Genomic DNA, 18,404 nt, shown 5'->3' on the forward strand with positions numbered 1-18,404 from the left:
GTAATTGTCCTTCTTATCATCGCAAAAACAATGGATTAGTAATTAGCCTACAACCGCCATACCCACAGTCATATGCAGCCCGTAGAATATGCCTCTACCAATCAATTCACCAAGAATTACTAATAAGACGGCGACTAATAGCCCAATAATTGAAGGGTTCTTCATTTTAACATGCGGGTAAATCCAGAAAGTTAGCCCCAATGTTAAGCAAACAGTACGCCATCCCATTAGCGAGGCATAATCAGGAACAAGCTCTGAGGCTTTTTGTACTGAACTTTGGATAGAGCCTAATTCAAACCCTTGTGCCGTTACCAAAATACTACTCGCAATCACCGCAACAATACTGATTAATGTAAAAAAGCGGACGTTATTGATATCATAGCTTGCTATGCGCAATAAAAATGCAGCAAGTACAGGCCCCGCAATAAAACTGGTTAAGATAAACTGCAAACTACCATAATGATTAAACCAAGTTGGGACGGTATCAATTTGGTATACGCGAGATATGGCATAAATAAATATTGCCGCACAAATAATTGTGACAATTAACCAAATAGTACCAATAGACTTGGGCATCTTCTTCAGTAATGACAGTAACCAATACAGCCCGCCTAAGACAAAGAATATTGAGCCACTGACTATTTCGTTACTGAGCGCTGAATGACCAACACGTATCATTGAATTGAAGGCGCGCATCGGTGACCCCATATGCAACATGGACAGTAAAAAGCCAATTCCCATTAATGCCCATAAACCGAACATGCTCATGACAATTCTATGATGCTGTTCTTTTATGGGTTTCATTAATAATACCAGAGCCATAAGTATAAATGCGCCAGCAACACTTTGACCTATAACGGTGAAGAAGATTAACGGATATTCATGTAAACCTGCGCCCATTTTAAACTTCCTCCGGATTTGCTAAATAACCTGTGGTGTCGCCAACAGGACGGCAATTTGCATTGAGATTTAACACAATATTGGGTTTGGTATAGTGTGCTGCTGGTAGAGGAGCTATCTCATTGATAGTACCGTATTTTGTACGTAATTCTTCAATAGGCCCGAAATCTAATGCACGTAGTGGACAAGACTCAACACAAATGGGTTTTTTACCTTCAGCTACACGTTCATAGCAGCCATCACACTTCGTCATATGCCCTTTAACGGCATCAAACTGAGGTGCACTATAAGGGCATGCCATATGGCAATAACGGCAACCAATACAAACACTTTCATCGACAACGACAAAGCCATCTTCACGTTTATGCATCGCGCCACTTGGGCAAACTTTAACGCAAGCAGGGTCTTCACAATGGTTGCATGAAATGGAAACATAATAAGAAAATACATTTTGATGCCATGCACCATCTTGCTCAGTCCAGTCACCGCCTGCATATTCATAAATACGACGAAAATGAACATCAGAGGATAAGTTTTTAAAATCTTTACAGGCGAGTTCGCACGTTTTGCAGCCCGTGCAACGTTGTGTATCAATATAAAAACCATATTGTTGTGACATACCGGGCTCCTTATAATTTAGCAATTTCAACTAAGTTAGTATGCTGAGGGTTCCCCTTAGCAAGCGGTGAAGGGCGTTGAGTCGTGAGGACATTAATACACCCGCCTTGGTCTACTTTTTTGCCAAACATATCGGCATCTAACCAAGCCCCTTGGCCCATAGCAGTCACGCCTGGCATGATCCTTGGTGTCACTTTTGCTGGAATATGAACTTCACCTCGGTCATTGAAAACTTTGACCATATCACCCTGTTTAATACCACGTGCTTTAGCATCTATTGGGTTAATCCATATTTCTTGGCGACAAGCTTGTTTTAAGATATCAATGTTGCCATAACTGGAGTGCGTTCTGGCTTTATAATGAAAACCTGTCATTTGTAATGGGTATTTTTTATTAAGATTATCGATATGGCTTTCAAAGCCTTCGGTGTAAATTGGTAACGGGTCAATCACATCATCAGGTGCTAATTGCCATGTTTTCGCTATTTCAGCTAGGCTTTCAGAGTAAACTTCTATTTTCCCGGAAGGTGTCTTCAATGGATTGGCTTGAGGATCCTCTCGAAAGGCTTTAAATCCAATGACATGCTCATCTGGGCATTTGTGTTTGAAAATACCCACGGTTTTCATTTCTTCATAAGTTGGCATGTCAGGGAAGCGTTCACGGCTTTTTTCACATAAATATTTAACCCATTCGTGTTGGGTGCGGCCTTCAGTGAATTTTTGTTCGACATCAGGGCCTAAGCGTTTAGCAATTTCAGACAAAATTTCATAGATGGGCTTACGCTCAAATTTAGCGCTAGTGGCTGGTTGGCCTAAGATCATGTATGACATGTTTCCTGCGGACTCACTAGGAATGAGATCTTCTTGTTCGGTAGGCATTAAATCAGGTAGCAAAATATCGCAATATTTTGCAGATGCTGTCATGAAGTGGTCGATACCAACAATCATTTCACATTTGCTGTCATCTTGTAAAATTTCATGAGTGCGAGCGATATCACTGTGTTGATTTATCAATGTGTTACTGGCATAGCACCATAAAAATTTAATGGGAACATCTAATTTATCTTTCCCTTTTATACCATCATGAATAGCAGTCATTTCTGTACCGCGTTCGATAGCATCTGTCCATGTGAAAACAGAAATTTGAGTTTTGACTGGGTTATCGAGCATTGGAAACCATTCAACACCGGAATCATAAGTGTCTTCACGACAGCCTGAATTTCCACCACTGATGCCAACATTCCCCGTAATAATGGCTAACATGGCAATTGCTCGAACGGTTTGCTCACCATTTGAATGACGTTGAGGACCCCAGCCTTGAACAATATAAGCGGGTTTTGCTTGGCCTATTTCACGGGCTAACTTTATGATTTTATCTGCTGGAATACCTGTAATTTTAGCGGCCCACTGTGGTGTTTTAGCCACACCATCAGTACCTTGGCCTAAAATATAGGCTTTATAGTGACCATTTTGAGGAGCAGAAGCCGGTAAGGTTTTTTCGTCATAGCCGATACAGTATTTATCAACAAACTCTTGGTCGACCATATCCTCAGTAATAATCACGTAAGCTAATGCAGCAGCGAGTGCACCATCAGTACCAGGGCGAATAGGTAACCATTCATCTTCTCTACCAGAAGCAGTGTCATTATAACGAGGGTCAATAACTATCATGCGCGCATTGGAACGTTCACGTGCTTGTTCGACATAATAAGTCACACCTCCACCACTCATACGAGTTTCCGCGGGATTATTTCCAAACATCACAACTAATTTTGTATTTGCGATATCATCAGGGCTATTGGCTTCTTGAGAACCATACAGATAATTCATACCCGCACGAATTTGCGCGGTACTATAACTGCCATAGCGGCTCAGGAAACCACCACATGAATTCATTAAGCGGTAGGGAACATTTGAGTTGGTGATATTACCGCCGTCAACACCCGTTCCATACAAAACATGAACGGCTTCATTACCATAATTTTTTAGTGTATCGCGTAAGCTATTGCCGACAGTATCTAGGGCTTCTTCCCATGAAATTCGGACAAATTTGCCTTCTCCACGTTTTCCTACGCGTTTCATTGGGTATTTCAATCTATCCGGGTGGTTCATTCTCCTGCGGATTGAACGACCACGTAGGCAAGCTCTTACTTGATGATTACCATACTCATCTTTCCCAGTGGTATCAGACTCAACCCAATATACCTCATCGTCACGAACATGAAGGCGTAATAGGCAACGGCTACCACAGTTGACGGTACATGAACTCCAAACGGCTTTTTCTTCAGGGGATGTTGAGTTTTGAGTGTTATCGATTGCTTTTGCATTAAAAGGAAGTGATAAACCACCGACTGCAGCAAATAAACCGCTGGCAGTGCCAGATTTCACGACATTGCGCCTTGTGATAGGGCTATTTAATAATTTATTTTTTGTATTCATTGATATTAGCCTTTATGACCATATTAAATATAGTGTTATTCAAGGGCTATGTTACTCTGACATATTTAGTTTTTTTTGCGCCATATCAACGAAGTTATATTTGTAAAACTGGTAACTATTTCATAATAAATAAATATTAATGATAATTGATATCACTCTAACATCATGAATAAAAAGGTTTTCTCTATTTTCTTATTAGAGGTTAAAAATTTGGAAATGTTAATATTGGGTTTAATATAGAAAATATTTCTCTTGGTAAGGCGTTTTCGGGAAATGGGGGAAATATCTTTGGCAGTATTGTCAGAAAATAATAATAAATTTCTCTCGGATCATTTGTTATTCTAAAAAAATAATGAACTTTAATATTATTAAAAGGATTGAAAAGTAAATGCAGAATAATTATCTATAAAATGCTCATCTAATATCCTATTAAGGTGTAACTTTTTAGTGAGAATAGTTTTTATTTTCAAAGGTGGTTAATTAAATTCAATATTGAGTGTTATCGATTGAGCAAAACCTGCTGGTGGTTTACCGACAGAACGACTTTTTTGTACTGCAAGTAAAGCAGCCTGGTCCAATAAATCACTTCCTGAACTACTTGCTAAGCGAATTAAGCTAATTTCTCCGGTTTGGCTTAATTGAAATTGAATTGTTGCGATACCACGGTTTTTCATTTTTTTTGCGCGGCGAGGGTATTGTTTATTTCTCTCAACTTCTTGGCGTAGTTTTTCACGGTAAGCATTAATTAATTGGCTATTAGTATCACTCGTTGCATATTGGTTTTTGGGGCCTTTTATTCCTGCTGATTGAGACGAAACAAGGTCACCTGCTTTTTGTTGTTGTGCGATCGGTAAATCATTTTTAACCTCTGAATCAGCTTGTTTATGAGTATTTTCATTTCTTTTAGTCAGTTCTCTAGGTTTTATAGGCTCTTTTTGCGTTTTTATCACCTTTTTTGGTTTTTTAGGTACAACAATAGCAGCGTGTTCCGCTATTGGGCTGGGATCTATTTTTACCTCACGAAGGGGGTCTGTAGGTTGGGGGATCTCTTCAGGTTCTGCAACGTTGACAGCTTGAGTTAATGCGATCGAGATAATAGGCGCATCCTGTTGTGCTTGGTTTTTTAAGGATAATGATTGAGCCGTAACATAGGTTAAATACCCAATAACAAGAACATGTAATGTTATTGATAGAATAAAAGTCACTAATTTTCGACTCATCATAAAACCTCAATATTTTTTCTCACTGAACCTAAAGAGGGCAAACCATACAGGTATTAAGTAGTTATGTTTGAACTGTAACTCATAAGATAAAATAATGACTCGAATTATATGTTAATAATTATCAATTGCAAATGATAGTTATTATCAACTTTGATGGGCGTATTTCATTACATATTAATCCTTTGATTTTTAAGGAATATTATTTCAAATAAAAAGGCTTGGTGAGTAACCAAGCCTTAATGAGGCTAACTATGTGATAAATCAGCTAAATACTATTCTCTTTTTTACGACTTTGTCTGGCTCCTACTTAAGTGTTGTTGTACTGAGTATTTGATTGAAGGGGATTGGTTGTTTTCGGTAAAACTCAAGGCGACAGCGGCTTTTTCATGGTCATCCATCGCTAAAAAGCTTTTACTGATACCATTAATTTTATTTGTTGATAAATTACCCGCTTTTATATGTGAATTAATCGCTGCTTGATTTGCTGCGGACATACTATTTTCATTGAAACTTAATGCAGTAACTGCTTTTTCATGCAAATTCATTTGTGCAAAAGATTTCGTAACACCTTGAATACCATTAGGAGATAAATTAGCGGCTTTTGCATGGTTAGCAATAGCCGCTTGGTTTGCATAAGCGGTATTATTTTCAATAAAATTGAGAGAAATAATGGCATTTTTATGGGCAGTTACGTCTGCTTGAGCACTTAGACTAAATACCAATAAAAATGCAGAGGAAATAAATAATTTGTTCATCGGAATACCTTTAAATAACATTGCCTATATTTTGGATAAAATAATGGATAACTTTATATAAATAAGTTCTCAAAAATGAAGGCAAAGCATTTTTAACGCCCATTTTCACACTCTATCTTAGGTATGTTATTGAATAGATAAACTATCTAAGCTGTATTTTTATAAAGTTATCGTAGAAATAATCATTGCGATGCCGTAAATATAGGTGATCGTGTTCAATGATAAAATTGATATCTATGCAAATGATGAGTGCATAAAACGCATTCATCATTTTACATTCACAAAAGAAAAGAGAATTATTTTGGCGTCTTTATCGGTGTCTTGAAATACAAATAACGCCGTGTAGATAATAAGCTACACGGCGTTAGAATATTTAATTAATATTTTAAATTAAGAGCGTTTAACCACTGTTTCTGATACGTGTATTGTGTTCTCTTTATTCGCAAACCAACGGTCACGTAAGTTGTCATATCCGAGGTTAAATGCATAGGTATAAAATAAGAAAAAGGCAAAAAAGCCGATTTCAAGTAAGAATGCATCTAAGAATGACATTTTGAGTAAAAACGCCAACATGGGTACACCCATGATAACAAAGCTTAATTCAAAACCAATGGCGTGAAAAACGCGCACTTTGGCTGGGCGAGGCCCCTTAGACAAGGGCCAATAACGGTCAAAGATCATGTTATAAACTACGTTTAATAGCATTGCTAGTGTCGATAAGACAATCGCCACTGTTCCCATTTGGAAAATTGAGCGTCCTAAAAGCCACGCACTGACCGGTGCAGTTATTGCGATAGCAATGACTTCAAATGAAACTGCATGAAAAATTCGTTCAGTTAATGTTTTTGTATGCTTGCTCATAACTACCTCAAAGATATAGAAAATTATTTTTTTGGTAAAAATCGGGTGCAATTATTTGCTATTTTTTATATATATACAAAATGGCAGCCATCGAAAAAAGCGATACCTTATGAATTATTCTATAGAAACGTTGCGTACCTTTGTGGAGGCAGCATCCTTAAAATCATTTTCTGCTGCAGCACGTAAATTGAATAAAAGCCAATCAACCGTCAGCTCAACGATCAGTGGTTTTGAAGATGATTTAGGGTTTGTGCTGTTTAATAGGCAGGGGCGTGAATCAACATTAACTTTTGCGGGTAGAAAAGTTTTGAGTTTAGTTGAGGATATTTTATCGGCAGACGAGCGTCTTCAAGCGCTAAGAGTTGAATTACTGCCAGATATTGAACCTAGACTAAGTTGTGCTTTTTCAGATATTTATCAACCTCCACATGCTGAGCATATTTTAACGACATTAGATAGGCAATTTCCACATCTTGAATTCGAATTTTTAATTGCAGAAAATAATGACGTTATCGAAATGATCCAAAACCAGCAAGCTCATGTTGGAATGATGGAATCCCGAACAGAATATCCTGCGGATATTTCCTTTTCTCGTTTACCTATTCAAGGTGAACTAGGTTTGTATGTATTAAATAGCCATCCATTAGCTAAAGAGAAAAAAATAACTTATCAGCATTTAACAATGACACGCCAACTACGGCTAAGCAGTAGTAGCCAAATGATTATTAATAGTGAAAAGAACTGGCTTGCACCTAATTATTTACTATTATTAGAAATGGCAGAACAAGGGGCTGGGTGGGCTATATTACCGACATGGTTAGTTAAGCAATTTGGCCATAATCGTTTGGTGAGTATTAATTATGATTTATGGCCTCGAAAAATTGATGTGGATTTAGTTTGGTCTAAGAATAATCCACCGGGAAAAGCCGGTTATTGGTTGGTCAATAAGTTGCTTAATAGCCAAGATTAAGATTGTTAATGCTAAAAGTTGTTAATTTTCGATATATTTTATATTGTAAAACAATATATATTAAATGTAATAAGATGTTATCTTGTAAATAAACGTAATATAATTTTAAAAATTGGTTTTATATCGCTAATCTGAACTTAATCAAATTGTTGTTTGAGTTAATTTATTAGAGGATAAAAATGAAAAAATTATTAGTACCTACACTTTTTGCTGTTGTATCTACTATGTCATTTGCTGTTCAGGCAGCGACAACTCCAGCAGCAAGCCAATCGCAGAGTGCGGAACATAAATTAAATGCTTACGAAGAAATTATGGTAGGCAAAGTTTGGACAACGACAGAAGCTTTAGATCAAGATAAAAAAGAAGTTAATGCGGATGATAAACAAGTCGCTAACTTTTTTGGTTTAGCGGAGTATTATCCAGATGGTACATTTAATATGACCACGTTTGATGGAAAGCCTAAAATGAAAGGTGACTGGTCATTTGATGAAAATGGCAAAAGCCGCTCATTAACAGCAAAAGATGGCGATGGTAAAGTCTTATTTACTCGTGTTGTCGAAAATGTCACAGTAACCCCAGAAGAATACACATATCGTATTTATCCAGAGCAAGATAATAAAGATAAGTACTTTGATATTGTTCATAAAGTTAAGAAATAAGATTTGTACCAATAGCGCAGTCTAAATATGAATCTTATTTATTCTGCGCTATTAGTGTTTCTGTTGTTTATTTAAAACACGTTTCAGCCCAGCGTGTTAATCCTGCGGTAACGGAACCAAAGTCGTCCCCACGTACTATCGGAATATTAGGTAATTCTTGGCTAATAGCCTGGTGTAATACTGGTGAGCGAGCACTCCCGCCTGTAATGTAAATGGCATCTGGCTTGACTCCTCCTTGCTTGACTGCTTCTTTAACTAACTCAATCATTTTACTTTTCGGTGATTCAATTGATTCCACCATGTATTCATGTGGAATATCCACCTCTATTTTTTCAGAAGTTAATTTAATTTGAGCTAAATAACTAGGCGTATCCGATAAAGCAATTTTAGCCTCTTCAGCTTTACGTACTAAGCTATAACCTAGTGTTTCATTATAGACTTCTAACAATCGAGCTATTTTTTGAGGCTCTTTTGCATCTTGTTTTAGGCGTGTTAACGCAGTTAAATTTTGTCGTGAATAAAATTCTTTTTGTGCTTCAACATTATTAATGGCAATAGGGTTCCAAAATTGTAGAAATGGCATTTTAATACCTGATAAAGATTGGCTCTCCATCCCAAAAAGCGGCATCAATTGTTTCAATGCAAGGTAAATATCAAGGTCGTTTCCGCCCACTCGTTGCCCACTATGAGCAAGTAAGGATTGTGTTCTGTCCTGTGCATTTCGATAAGTTGGCCCCATTTGGATTAATGAACAATCTGTTGTTCCTCCACCAATATCAACGACTAGGATAATCTGGTCTTTATTCAATGTTGATTCATATTCAAGCCCCGCAGCAACAGGTTCAAATTGAAAAGCAATATGATTAAACCCTGCGCGCTTTGCGGCACGATAGAGTATTGATTCAGCTTGTTGGTTCGAGAGTTCTCCCCCACGGCCATGAAAGTTAATAGGTCGGCCAATGACAGTATCATCAATAATCTGTTGTAACTTTTGTTCTGCAGTGTCTTTTATATTTTTCATCATGGCGCAGACAAGGTCTTCAAAAAAACTAATTTGGGTATCATGTAAGCCAGACGCCCCCAAAAATGATTTCGGAGATTTTACATAATAAACATCTCTAGGGTCGCTTAAATATAAATCTAAAGCGGCTTGTCCAAATACGATGTCTTCAGGCATTAAATCGATCCCTTCATCACGGTTAAACGCGATAGATCTTTTTAAAATTTGCTGCCCGATTTCATTTGAAGGGGATATTTTGCAATGGCGAAATAAATGCTCAGAGACTGATTCTCTTGTTGGCGCGCATAAGGTTGATGGGATATAAACACTATCGCCTTCTAATGGTAATAGTGTGGGTACCCCGTTTTTCATGACCGCGACAGCACAGTTAGATGTACCGTAATCAAAACCAATAAACATTTCGCCTCCAAAATAACGATTTTGAAAAAAGGCTGAGACTTTATATCAAGCAACAATGAATTACTATTAAAAGATGGGTGATGTACGCTAGGTGCGTGACGAGGAAAACAGTATGAATTGGCACTAAATAGGGTATAAGCGCAAAGAAATCTCGATGAATTTAGTATTCAATAGATGCTGCTTTTAGCTACCTGTGTGATAAAAAATTATGGGAAAGTCGATGAGTAAATTTCATATAGAACTGAAATCAGAACTAACATGTCCAGAGTGTCATTTTAAACAAGTCGAGGAAATGTCGACAGACGCTTGCCAATGGTTTTATGAATGTAAGCACTGTGGGGTATTATTAAAGCCATTAAAGGGGGATTGCTGTGTTTTTTGTTCATATGGGTCAGTAAAATGTCCTCCAATACAAGAAGTAATGTTAACTGGAGGACTGGCATGCTGTTGTTCTTCAAAAGATATTTGTTAGTTTATCTTAATATATACAGTGGTGTGAGATAATCTGTAGATAATAATATGGTAAATATTTTTTATAGCTATCTATGTATTAAATATAAGTAATTACTTAATTGGAATTTTCTTAATATATTAATGAAGTATTAAAAGTGACTCTCGGAAATATCTTATTAAAAAACTGGGTCTTATATCTCTTTAATTATTACAATACTTATTCCAAATAACATTAAAATCATTATCAGGAAACTCTTTATCATCTCTATCTATTAATGGAATAGAAACAACATTACGCCCATCATTATGAAGGTAGGTTTTGACCACAAAGCGCTGAAATGAATATGAGTTTTGGCTAGTGAAAATAAGTACCTCACCACATACATAGCCTAGCATACCATGATCTAAGGTTTCTCTTATCTCATGATATTTAACATTTTTATATTCAGCTGTTTTGGGGAATGCTAAAAAATCCTCAACTGCTTTTTGAGATTTTTCTACGATATCTAAATCAGGTGTATAGTTACTTACAACGCCTCCTATAAAGGAAGCGCCCGCAATTAAGCCGACGACTAAAAATGAAAATATTTTATTTTTCATAGTGTTTATTTCTTATGTAATTATTTTTGATATCCCCAAAGAATGCCAAAATATATAAAGGAAATGAAATATTCCGCACTTAAGCTAAATTTGATTGTTAATTTCACTTAGGTGGATATACTTGAATTACATTTGGGGTAATTAACTGGAGCCAATCTAACATAAGATTATTTGAAGTAATATAGAAGGGAAACAATGGTAATCAATAAGAAACGAAAAATTACACATTTAAATAAATAGACATTTCATTAAGGGATATTTAATCACTATTGTGACAATTTATTATGTATTAATCCCTAAAGTAACAAAGTTAATAATAAAAATAAGATTAGCCTTTCTTATTCTTCATTATTTTTGCCATATGAATAGCTTCAATGAGCTGAGAGCGATTAATACGGGAACTATTACTATCTAATAACTTTTGCCAAATATCAATTGCTTGCTCATAATTTGCATTCATAAAGGCATCTGAAGCGACTAGCATCAAAGCAGTAACTTCTTGATTATCAATCTCTAATGCTTTATTGATTACAACTCTAACATCATCTGTTAGGTGTTGGCCTGCTTGATAATATAGTACGGTTGCAATAGCGGAATATATTTGAGCATTTTCCTCTCCATATTTTAGAGCTCTCTGATAAGCAATCAGTGCATTATCATAACTATTTTGATAGAGATAATATTCACCTAGTGTAGCCCAAAGCTCACTGTTTTTAGGTGATTGGCGAATATCATTTTGCAAACGTAATAAATCATTTTGTTCTTGCTGTAATGGTGTGAATGATAGCAAGGGATCGGAAATACGTTGGTATTCCTGATAGGCTAATTCAAATCGAGGTGAGAAAAAGTAACCAACAACGACCGACACAATGAATATGGTAAGTACTTTATTAACATGCTGTAGCCGGACAGCTGATGGTGTTGTTGTATCTGAGGATAATAACTGTTCGGATATCTGTCGATGGCTAAAGTTGTTCTCTATGATCCGTTGTTTATGTGACCGGTTGAATTTGAACGTTAAATAAAAAATTCCAACTAAAGCAATTCCAGGTAAAAACCAAAGCAGGGCAGTTCCAAAAGTCAGCGGTGGATTATACAGTACAAAATCACCATATCGCTCGGTCATATAGTGCATAATTTGTGCTTTATCTTTCCCTTCAGCGACCATTTTGAAGACTTGATGACGCATACTGACAGCTGTCGGGGCATTAGATTCGAGTAAGTTTTGGTTTTGGCACTGAGGGCAACGTAATTGTGAGGCTATCTGCAAAGAATATTCTTGTTCTTCAATGGAATTAAATTGCCACACATCAACAATTTGAGCATTGGATATAAAAGAGCAAAATAGGAAAAAAAGTGCGAATAGAGCTTTAAGCATTTCTTATCCTCCTTTTTATCCAGCTTATTAATAGGCCAAAACACATCACAAATGCACCGCTCCAAATCCATTGAATGCCATCTTGGACGTAAAGACGTATTGCATAACTATTTGTTCCCGTTTTCTCACCTAATACCGCATACCAATTACGTAGCCACCCCCAATATATACCGGGTTCAATCATTAATTGCTGACGAGCGGTATAAAACCGGCGCTCAGTGATTAACTGGTGTAACGGTTGATCCGCTTTGCTAATTTGTATGATGGCTTTTTCGGTTGTGTAGTTAGATTTAGCACCAAGCTGCAGCTCGTTGAATTGAAATTGATAACCTGCGAGAGAAATAGATTGCCCAATAGAAAGACTAACACTGGTTTCGTGGTGGCTACCAACTGACAAGGCAATGCCAGCTGCAAAAATCACAACTCCTGTATGAGCAATAAGGGATGGGAATTGTTGTCGAATAGCATGTATAGGACGTAGCCAAAAGATAAGCAAAATTGCAAATAAAAAGCCGCAAGAAAGGGCGATAATAAGCCCTTTAGGCCAAAGAAAGAAGCTTAATAACATACTGGGAAGTATGATTAAAAGAATACGCCATCGGGGTTTAATGCGAGTTTTGTTCTGCGGGTAAATGGCACTGACCGCCATTATAATTAGCATCAAAATACCAAATGGTAATAATGTTTGATTAAAATAAGGTGCCCCAACCGATATTTTTCCCCAACCAAATAATGTGTAAATCATTGGGTAAAGTGTGCCCGTTAGGACAATAAATAATACAGTTGAAAATAGGATTAACGTGAGTAATAAGTAAAGCTGACGGCGATTAATGTTGGTTGGTGAATCATCAATATTTTTAGCTTTCCAGCCATATATACATAAAGCACCGAAACTCAGAAAACTGAACAATAAAAAGAGGGGAACAGCCCTAACGTTATCCAAAGCAAACGCATGGACAGACATTAAAATACCTGAACGGACAATCAACGTGCCCAATAGAGATAAAATAAACGTGAGGATCGCCAGTAGTATTGACCAATGGCGATAATGACCTGTTTTGTATGTAACGCTGAGGCTGTGGAGTAACGCGGTTGCACTTAACCATGGCAACAGCGACGCATTTTCAACGGGGTCCCAAAACCACCATCCTCCCCAACCAAGTTCGCTGTATGCCCACCATGACCCTAAAGTGATACCCAAAGTGAGTATGCACCAACTAGGAACGACAAAGCGCCAACAAAGTCCTGAAATAGTTTGGTTAAATTGCCCGCACAGCGTGGATGCAAGTGCCAAGGCGGTCACGACCATTAACCCGCTATAGCCTAAATAAAGTAGCGGAGGGTGCAATATTAGCCCCCAATGTTGCAGCATTGGGTTGAGATCTCGTCCTTCTATAGCGGGTGGGAAAATGCGTACAAAAGGGTCGGAATAAAAGACGATAAACAGTAATAATGCTGCACTAATAATGGCAAGTAGGGTTAATGTGAGGGGAAATACAGGGTGAGTTTGCCGACGATAACGCCAAGCAAATAGACAACTCCAAGCTGAAATAAATAGCAACCAAAGAAATATTGACCCTTCATGGCCTCCCCATACTGCCGCAATTTTAATATATAGTGGTGATAACCTGTGACTATGCTGCGCCACATATACGACAGAAAAGTCACTTTGAATAAAACTGATGGTTAAACAAAAATAAGCAACGAGTAAGAAAAGAAATTGTAAGTAGGTCCAAAGGACATTCCGAGGCATTTGCCTCGGAATATGGCGTAAAAAACCAATAACTCCACATGATGCTTGAAAACAGGCAATACAAAGTGCCAATGTTAGGCAGAGAAAGCCAATTTCTGGGAGTATTAGTTCCAATGATTACCCTTATTGTTGAGTGAATTATGCAACGGTCAACTGCCCTGCGTATAACACAAAAAAGCGTAAGCAGAAGACACCCAGTAGGCTTGCACCACTGATAATCAATACTCTTACTGCACCTTGCCCTTTATCCATCCATTTTTTGAATAGAAGAGGAATAATAAAACCAAACCCAACAACGCCAATCCAAAACCACCAAGTCCAGAAACCACCACCTAATGCGGCAATTAATGAGCGAATTTTCCCATCGTCTCCTAATGCTAGCCCGACGAAAAAGGCCGCTAATAGGAATATCTCCAACCAAATCACAAAGCCTTCGATACGATGTAAAAATGCGGTTTCAGTATTATGGATATTTTTACGATAGCGCAATGCAATTGCCATTAACGATACCGCGATACCTGAAGATATTCCTGAAAATAGGAATAAAGCCGGTAATAATGGGTTGTTTAAGAATGGATAAGATTTTAATGCTGAAAGTAAAAAACCAGTATAAGCCCCAAGCAAAACAGCCAATATTAGCATTACAATATCGAGAAAACGCATCGCACGGTTTAGTAGGGTTAATACTCTTGGGATCAGCGTCAATTTTGGCAGCCATTTTTGCTGTAAAACAATGAGCTCTTTTTCATAGATTTTAGCCAGCCAAATAACAAGTACCGCCATATATACTTGGAATAACATCACCCCCATCGACATCACTGAAGTTGGGCTGTAATGAAACATTAATTTCCAAAACGTCCATGGACGCGTTAAATGGAGAATTAAGATCAATAACCCAAAGATGATCGTGGTCGGCGCCAAAATCAGTGTTGTGCGCATGATTGTGCTATCACTGCCAGCCGCAGTGGGATAATACTGGCGCATAAGCACCGCAAGCACCACGAGCCCAGCTGAAATACCAATTAAAAATAAGTAAACCGCAATGGGCCAGTCCCACACTAAGGATTCAAAATGGAAAGCAGAAGCTGTTGTCATTGGCTAACCTCCCCATATTTGAACGGAACTCGATACATTTTGGGGTGAGTACCGAGTGCAATTTTGAATCGATAAGTCGGTTTTTCTTTTAGCATCAACGAAATATCGCTCTTAGGGTCATCTAAATTACCAAAGGTTAATGCTTTGGTCGGGCAAGATTCGACGCAAGCCGGCTGCTTACCCTGTTTTAGATTCGTGTTACGGCAGAAATCGCATTTATCTGCGGTTTTATTGATGGGGTGAATAAACCTGACGCGATAAGGGCAGGCCGCAATACAATATTGGCAGCCGACACATAAGTCGGGGTTGACATCAACAATCCCTGTCGTTTTATCAATAAAAGAGGCACCAGTAGGGCAAACATCGACACAAGGTGCACTTTCACAATGTTGACAGGAGTGGCGAAAAAAACGGTATTTAACATCAGGAAACTGGCCAATAGGCTCACTACGGATGATAGTTAACCGCGAAACACCTTCCGGCACTTGGTTAACCTCTCGGCATGCATCCATACACGCCGTACAGCCGATGCACAGATTTTCATCGTGCACCATGCCGTAGCGAACGCCATCTATTTTCATGGTGTTAGCTAGCGCATGGCTAGCAACTCCTCCTACCGCCGCCAGTGCTCCTGAGTAGATAATGAATTGACGACGAGAACAACTCATGGCTGCTCCTTACGCAATTTCACCGCTGCTGGGTTGAAATCAGGGTTATTGCGTTGGTCTGAGTGACAATCGACGCAGATTTTTACTTTGCCCTTATCAGTCAGTACCTTCATGGTGTCTTGTTTCGGGTGAAGGTCATGGCAACTTGCGCAGGCCACTTTAGTGACGTGGACATCATGAGGCCAGAACGCTTTTTGCAGTTGTTCTGGCAAGTGACATGATAGACAGACACTGTTTTGTTGCTCAACGGTATACATTGGGTTGTTAAAGCGCATGACATCTTTGACGCCTTCACGGTGATCAGGCCCTGGGTTACCGTGGCAATTGGTGCAAGTTACGGGTAAATTATTGTTAGGGTTAATCACTTCTGCGTGGGTACCATGCATGCCTTCTTGGTCAGGCTTATGGCAGTCTAAACAGGCTTTGTCAGCACTGCGTTGCTGCGTAACAACCCAACGGCCTTCTGCATTTTCTTGGGCCATTTGTGGGGTTGTGGATGCGGCTGTTGCCCATAATAAGCCTGTTGCCAGCACCCCAGCAGTTAATAACGAACGTAGTACGCTCATATTCACTCCATTGGTTGTATTGCCCCATTATTTGGGGCAAATCATGGTTATTTGGCTAATAGGTCATTTTTACGAGCTTGTTCATCCCACTGCGGAACCACAGTTTTTAAGAACTCTTGTTTCTCCGCATTGATTTTTTGCATATCTAAACCGATAGCTTGTTGCGCTTTTTCCTTAGTTGAAATATCTGGAATGGCAATTTCATGGGTGATGCCTTTTGAACCTAATAGACGAGCGAGTTTGGTTCGTGCATCTGCGGCTTTATCCATCGAACCACCTAACATGCGCAAGCCTTCATCTGGTGCATGCATATGAATACCGTGGGAAGCGATAGCTAAATCCCAACGCCATTGTGCATGACGAATATCCGTTAAGATTGGTTTCATTTCATCTTCTGTTGCGCCTGCATCCCATGCGGCTTTCGCTTCAAAGTGAGCTCGAACCAATTGGTCTTCCGCTTTGATTTTCATCTCTTGGATAGCGACTTTACGTTCAGCAACGACATCTTGCAGCTGTTGTTTGCTCTGGGTATGGCAAGTGCTACAGGTTTGTTCGAAATTGTCGAATGGGTTACCAATTTTATGGCTGGTATACAGTTCGCCTTTTTCGTTTTGCAGTTTTGGCATATGGCAATCAATACAGGTCACATTATTTTTGCCATGAATACCTGCACTCCAAGTCTCATATTCAGGGTGTTGAGCTTTCAGCATCGGGGCTTTCGACAATGAGTTGGTCCAGTCAGAGAAACCAACATTGTCGTAGTAAACTTCCATCTCTTCGACTTTGGTGCCGTTATCCCATGGAAATTTCACGGCTTTTTTATCGCCAGAGAAATAATATTCCACGTGACATTGGCCACACACCATGGACTGTTGGTCGAATCGGCTGGCTTTATCAAACGGTTTGCCAATCGTTTCCATTGCACGCTCCGCATAAGGGCGAGAAAGCGTTAGCTCTGGTTTGCCTTTTGCAAAATCTGCAGAATCTGTTTTATGGCAATCAGCGCAGCCTAAAACATTAACCACTTCAGGGCCACCTTTTGCCCACTTACCTTCGAAATAGCCATCTTCGCCATGTTCTTGGATTAGCCTCGCCACATCGGGACTTTTACAGCTCCAACATGCCATCGGGAGCGGGCCATCTTGGGCGTCTTTCGGTGCACCGGTTCGTAAGGTTTCACGGACGTCGATAATGGCATAAGCGTGGCCACGTGGTTTGTTGTAGTCGCGTGAGAATGGGTATCCAGCCCACAGTACGACTAAGCGAGGGTCTTCCGCTAATGCATCTTCACGGTTTGATTGCTCGGATGTTGCTCGCCAAGAGTGGTATTGATCAGGGTGAGCAGCTTCGAAAGTTTCATTTCGAGCGTTAATAGTGGATGTACTATCTTTGGTAGGAGTTTGAGCATGAACAGAGGTAAAGAGAAATATTCCTGCAACCAGACTCAATAAGCATAGTGCATTATTTCTTATGTTTGCCATAAAAAGGGCCTCGAGTAATTTTAGCCAGTCATCCCTTCATTTTTCGAGTTGTTTTTGTATTGTGACCTATGACTCGAACTATTTTGGGTATCTTTTTGTTATTTAGGTTTGATAGTAAGCGCACAGATACTATCAAGACATTGCCAATTTATATGTGTAACAAAAAACCACACTAAAAATATTGTTTTTGATCAAGAGTTAATTTGGAATAAGGAAATAGAATGTGAAAAAATAATAAAAAATAGGTATTATTGAAATTGATATAGTTATTTTTTAATAGTTCTAAATTGTTAGTTCCAATAATTAATTAGTAATGATTCTTATTTTGACGCTCTACATTTGCTTGTTGTAATTTATTGATTTTTAATTAAATTTTTATCTTTAATATTTCTGGGTTATTTTTAAAAAAAAGTGACAAACAAAATTTGTTTAATATCAAAAAAAATGCATATATTTTTTTGCTAAATGACATTGCATATACCACTTTAGTGGTAGTTTTTGGTTGATGTTATAATTTAAAAAATTAAAAATTGAGTTTAAATTAATAATCCACATTAAAAAAATGT

At 38.4% G+C, this 18,404-nt stretch carries 17 protein-coding genes; 3 read left to right on the forward strand and 14 right to left on the reverse strand.

Annotated elements, in window-relative coordinates; all coding sequences use genetic code 11:
* Positions 1–42 precede the first annotated feature (42 nt).
* The 6 genes from PSF67_RS03030 to PSF67_RS03055 all read right to left on the reverse strand — a co-directional run bounded on the left by PSF67_RS03030 (position 43) and on the right by PSF67_RS03055 (position 6,795).
* Entirely contained in the window at positions 43–900 is an 858-nt protein-coding gene (locus tag PSF67_RS03030) for a DmsC/YnfH family molybdoenzyme membrane anchor subunit (protein ID WP_272676511.1), read from the reverse strand.
* Position 901: 1 nt separating this feature from the next.
* Positions 902–1,519, reverse strand: coding sequence for a DMSO/selenate family reductase complex B subunit (locus PSF67_RS03035; RefSeq protein WP_102139994.1), 618 nt, complete (start codon positions 1,517–1,519; stop codon positions 902–904).
* 10 nt (positions 1,520–1,529) lie between these two features.
* Entirely contained in the window at positions 1,530–3,956 is a 2,427-nt protein-coding gene (gene ynfF, locus PSF67_RS03040; protein WP_181490084.1) for a selenate/tellurate reductase subunit YnfF, read from the reverse strand.
* 476 nt (positions 3,957–4,432) lie between these two features.
* Entirely contained in the window at positions 4,433–5,179 is a 747-nt protein-coding gene (locus PSF67_RS03045) for an energy transducer TonB (RefSeq protein WP_102139992.1), read from the reverse strand.
* Positions 5,180–5,463: 284 nt separating this feature from the next.
* Positions 5,464–5,934: a hypothetical protein gene (locus PSF67_RS03050; protein WP_166265516.1), complete on the reverse strand. Its 471-nt coding sequence runs from the start codon at positions 5,932–5,934 to the stop codon at positions 5,464–5,466.
* 390 nt (positions 5,935–6,324) lie between these two features.
* Entirely contained in the window at positions 6,325–6,795 is a 471-nt protein-coding gene (locus tag PSF67_RS03055) for a multidrug/biocide efflux PACE transporter (protein WP_166265513.1), read from the reverse strand.
* Between the two features lie 109 nt (positions 6,796–6,904).
* On the opposite strand from PSF67_RS03055, the gene PSF67_RS03060 reads away from it, so the two are divergent.
* Positions 6,905–7,765, forward strand: coding sequence for a LysR family transcriptional regulator (locus tag PSF67_RS03060; RefSeq protein ID WP_272676512.1), 861 nt, complete (start codon positions 6,905–6,907; stop codon positions 7,763–7,765).
* Positions 7,766–7,944: 179 nt separating this feature from the next.
* The gene (locus tag PSF67_RS03065; protein ID WP_102139988.1) at positions 7,945–8,424 is read left to right on the forward strand and encodes a DUF4822 domain-containing protein; all 480 of its coding nucleotides are present in this window, start codon (positions 7,945–7,947) and stop codon (positions 8,422–8,424) included.
* Positions 8,425–8,491: 67 nt separating this feature from the next.
* On the opposite strand, the gene yegD is transcribed toward PSF67_RS03065, so the two are convergent.
* Positions 8,492–9,844 (reverse strand): molecular chaperone, encoded by a 1,353-nt coding sequence (yegD, locus tag PSF67_RS03070; protein ID WP_239979520.1) that lies wholly within the window; start codon positions 9,842–9,844, stop codon positions 8,492–8,494.
* Between the two features lie 220 nt (positions 9,845–10,064).
* Between yegD and PSF67_RS03075 the strand changes: the two genes are divergently transcribed.
* Entirely contained in the window at positions 10,065–10,316 is a 252-nt protein-coding gene (locus tag PSF67_RS03075; RefSeq protein WP_102139986.1) for a GDCCVxC domain-containing (seleno)protein, read from the forward strand.
* A 182-nt stretch (positions 10,317–10,498) separates the two neighbouring features.
* Here PSF67_RS03075 and PSF67_RS03080 read toward each other — a convergent pair whose 3' ends face one another.
* The 7 genes from PSF67_RS03080 to nrfA form a co-directional block, all read right to left on the reverse strand.
* Positions 10,499–10,897, reverse strand: coding sequence for a hypothetical protein (locus PSF67_RS03080; RefSeq protein WP_102139985.1), 399 nt, complete (start codon positions 10,895–10,897; stop codon positions 10,499–10,501).
* Between the two features lie 328 nt (positions 10,898–11,225).
* Positions 11,226–12,275 carry a heme lyase NrfEFG subunit NrfF gene (gene nrfF / locus PSF67_RS03085; RefSeq protein ID WP_272676513.1) on the reverse strand — a complete coding sequence of 350 codons (1,050 nt, stop codon included), beginning with the start codon at positions 12,273–12,275 and terminating at the stop codon, positions 11,226–11,228.
* On the reverse strand, positions 12,268–14,142 hold the full coding sequence (locus PSF67_RS03090) for a heme lyase CcmF/NrfE family subunit (RefSeq protein ID WP_102139983.1): 1,875 nt from the start codon (positions 14,140–14,142) through the stop codon (positions 12,268–12,270). The genes nrfF and PSF67_RS03090 overlap by 8 nt, the downstream gene beginning before the upstream one ends.
* 24 nt (positions 14,143–14,166) lie before the next feature.
* Positions 14,167–15,123, reverse strand: coding sequence for a cytochrome c nitrite reductase subunit NrfD (nrfD, locus tag PSF67_RS03095; RefSeq protein WP_166265501.1), 957 nt, complete (start codon positions 15,121–15,123; stop codon positions 14,167–14,169).
* Positions 15,120–15,791, reverse strand: a complete 672-nt coding sequence (gene nrfC, locus PSF67_RS03100; RefSeq protein WP_272676514.1) for a cytochrome c nitrite reductase Fe-S protein — start codon at positions 15,789–15,791, stop codon at positions 15,120–15,122. Before nrfC ends, nrfD begins: the two co-directional genes overlap by 4 nt.
* Positions 15,788–16,357 (reverse strand): cytochrome c nitrite reductase pentaheme subunit, encoded by a 570-nt coding sequence (gene nrfB / locus PSF67_RS03105; protein ID WP_102139980.1) that lies wholly within the window; start codon positions 16,355–16,357, stop codon positions 15,788–15,790. The genes nrfC and nrfB overlap by 4 nt, the downstream gene beginning before the upstream one ends.
* 47 nt (positions 16,358–16,404) lie before the next feature.
* Complete coding sequence (gene nrfA / locus PSF67_RS03110) at positions 16,405–17,838, reverse strand: ammonia-forming nitrite reductase cytochrome c552 subunit (RefSeq protein WP_102139979.1); 1,434 nt, start codon at positions 17,836–17,838, stop codon at positions 16,405–16,407.
* Between the last annotated feature and the right edge of the window lie 566 nt (positions 17,839–18,404).

The organism is Providencia sp. PROV076, from assembly GCF_028483405.1.
GTDB classification, from domain to species: domain Bacteria; phylum Pseudomonadota; class Gammaproteobacteria; order Enterobacterales; family Enterobacteriaceae; genus Providencia; species Providencia huaxiensis.

Excerpts from the sequence above, each read along its gene's own strand:
- PSF67_RS03030 (WP_272676511.1), bottom strand. The coding sequence starts at position 900 with ATGGGCGCAGGTTTACATGAATATCCGTTAATCTTCTTCACCGTTATA.
- PSF67_RS03035 (WP_102139994.1), bottom strand. The coding sequence starts at position 1,519 with ATGTCACAACAATATGGTTTTTATATTGATACACAACGTTGCACGGGC.
- ynfF (WP_181490084.1), bottom strand. The coding sequence starts at position 3,956 with ATGAATACAAAAAATAAATTATTAAATAGCCCTATCACAAGGCGCAAT.
- PSF67_RS03045 (WP_102139992.1), bottom strand. The coding sequence starts at position 5,179 with ATGATGAGTCGAAAATTAGTGACTTTTATTCTATCAATAACATTACAT.
- PSF67_RS03050 (WP_166265516.1), bottom strand. The coding sequence starts at position 5,934 with ATGAACAAATTATTTATTTCCTCTGCATTTTTATTGGTATTTAGTCTA.
- PSF67_RS03055 (WP_166265513.1), bottom strand. The coding sequence starts at position 6,795 with ATGAGCAAGCATACAAAAACATTAACTGAACGAATTTTTCATGCAGTT.
- PSF67_RS03060 (WP_272676512.1), top strand. The coding sequence starts at position 6,905 with ATGAATTATTCTATAGAAACGTTGCGTACCTTTGTGGAGGCAGCATCC.
- PSF67_RS03065 (WP_102139988.1), top strand. The coding sequence starts at position 7,945 with ATGAAAAAATTATTAGTACCTACACTTTTTGCTGTTGTATCTACTATG.
- yegD (WP_239979520.1), bottom strand. The coding sequence starts at position 9,844 with ATGTTTATTGGTTTTGATTACGGTACATCTAACTGTGCTGTCGCGGTC.
- PSF67_RS03075 (WP_102139986.1), top strand. The coding sequence starts at position 10,065 with ATGAGTAAATTTCATATAGAACTGAAATCAGAACTAACATGTCCAGAG.
- PSF67_RS03080 (WP_102139985.1), bottom strand. The coding sequence starts at position 10,897 with ATGAAAAATAAAATATTTTCATTTTTAGTCGTCGGCTTAATTGCGGGC.
- nrfF (WP_272676513.1), bottom strand. The coding sequence starts at position 12,275 with ATGCTTAAAGCTCTATTCGCACTTTTTTTCCTATTTTGCTCTTTTATA.
- nrfD (WP_166265501.1), bottom strand. The coding sequence starts at position 15,123 with ATGACAACAGCTTCTGCTTTCCATTTTGAATCCTTAGTGTGGGACTGG.
- nrfC (WP_272676514.1), bottom strand. The coding sequence starts at position 15,791 with ATGAGTTGTTCTCGTCGTCAATTCATTATCTACTCAGGAGCACTGGCG.
- nrfB (WP_102139980.1), bottom strand. The coding sequence starts at position 16,357 with ATGAGCGTACTACGTTCGTTATTAACTGCTGGGGTGCTGGCAACAGGC.
- nrfA (WP_102139979.1), bottom strand. The coding sequence starts at position 17,838 with ATGGCAAACATAAGAAATAATGCACTATGCTTATTGAGTCTGGTTGCA.